Raw genomic sequence first — 801 nt, 5'->3', positions numbered from 1 at the left:
TTGATCTGATCACCAGATGCCATGAATGTTCAAACTATTATGAAACTATTATGAAACTATTTTGCAACTCGAAATTTCGTGGGGATACGTCAGACACTGCCCCCCTTTTCCAGACAGGTTGATGAGCTTATGAGGGCTTACGTTCGTCTAAGATAGGGACGAGCAATTGAGCGCCGCTTGCAATCGCAATGATGCTAACATCGTGTCCGTTTTCATGCTCGTTGAGCTCATAAATCACGCGATAACTGTACACGATTTTTTCACGGATAGTGGGGTTTTGTAGCTCGGGTACCATACGACCATAGTGAGGATGATTAAAGGCATGTTCAGCCGCTTCAATCAGCGCATCGCCGACGATTTCAGCGTACTGAGGGGAGTCTTTTAAGATGAAGTCAGTAATCGCATCTAAGTCGTCAAAGGCCTCTTGAGACCAATGCAGTTTACCGATTATTTCTGCCATTTTTTCGCGATTCTGTCTCTCACTTCGTCTTGCGTGAGAGTAGCACCGTTTTTAACCGCTTCTTGGCCTCGCTTGATTTTTTCAAGCACATAAAGCCGGTAATGTAAGTCTTCGATATCGCATTCATCAGGCATATTATTTAGTATGTGCTGGACTTCCGATTTGGCCACGTTCATTGTCGTCATCCCGTTCGTTTTTTGATTCATAGTGACAGTATACCTTGCCCGTAGATGAGTGGATACAGTTTCATGGTTCAGGTCTCTGGGGCACCATAGTTTGAACGGTAGGTGTAACGCTCAGGACAGTCGACCACTAAGTAACCGTAGCCCAAACCCCGTCTA

General features: G+C 45.2%; 2 protein-coding genes. Both read right to left on the bottom strand.

Features of this window, described 5'->3' with window-relative positions; all coding sequences use genetic code 11:
• Positions 1-127 precede the first annotated feature (127 nt).
• Complete coding sequence (locus AB9H30_RS19325; protein WP_371196428.1) at positions 128-460, bottom strand: type II toxin-antitoxin system RelE/ParE family toxin; 333 nt, start codon at positions 458-460, stop codon at positions 128-130.
• Positions 448-666, bottom strand: coding sequence for a hypothetical protein (locus AB9H30_RS19320; protein WP_371196427.1), 219 nt, complete (start codon positions 664-666; stop codon positions 448-450). The genes AB9H30_RS19325 and AB9H30_RS19320 overlap by 13 nt, the downstream gene beginning before the upstream one ends.
• Positions 667-801 lie beyond the last annotated feature (135 nt).

This window comes from Glaciecola sp. SC05, from assembly GCF_041380235.1.
In the GTDB taxonomy this organism is placed as follows: domain Bacteria; phylum Pseudomonadota; class Gammaproteobacteria; order Enterobacterales; family Alteromonadaceae; genus Glaciecola.
Note: the sequence above shows the minus strand (reverse complement) of the source record. Positions and strands in the feature narration are given on the sequence as shown.

Excerpts from the sequence above, each read along its gene's own strand:
- AB9H30_RS19325 (WP_371196428.1), bottom strand. The coding sequence starts at position 460 with ATGGCAGAAATAATCGGTAAACTGCATTGGTCTCAAGAGGCCTTTGAC.
- AB9H30_RS19320 (WP_371196427.1), bottom strand. The coding sequence starts at position 666 with ATGAATCAAAAAACGAACGGGATGACGACAATGAACGTGGCCAAATCG.